Source organism: Vibrio sp. 10N.222.49.C9 (genome assembly GCF_041474985.1).
Lineage (GTDB): Bacteria > Pseudomonadota > Gammaproteobacteria > Enterobacterales > Vibrionaceae > Vibrio > Vibrio crassostreae_C.
This window is the reverse complement of sequence record NZ_JBFRVD010001119.1, coordinates 1-284: the sequence shown is the minus strand read 5'-3', so window position 1 is coordinate 284 and position 284 is coordinate 1. Positions and strand designations below refer to the sequence as shown.

General features: G+C 36.3%; 1 protein-coding gene. It reads left to right on the top strand.

The window, feature by feature from the left end:
* Window positions 1-45: 45 nt before the first annotated feature.
* A partial coding sequence (locus AB4585_RS27165) for a phospholipase D-like domain-containing protein (protein ID WP_372171849.1) occupies window positions 46-284 on the top strand: 239 nt, incomplete at its 3' end.

Below are 284 nucleotides of genomic sequence, written 5' to 3'. Positions count from 1 at the left end.
GCATTATACGAAGCTTATCTTAATAAGAAATCGATGCTGAAGTACATGTTTAAGTTCGATGAACTTAAACCATCAGATTTGGAATTGACCACTCTAGAAGCTATTAACTACCTTATATTAAACAATAAGTTAGATATAAAGGTGGTCTTGATGAAAGAAGGAATGATGCACGCTAAGATATGGCTATTTGATACTAAATACGGTGAAGTTGCAATTCACGGCTCAAGCAATGCTACAAAACCAGGATTAATGCATAATTTTGAGCAGCTGGTGCTGACTCGCGC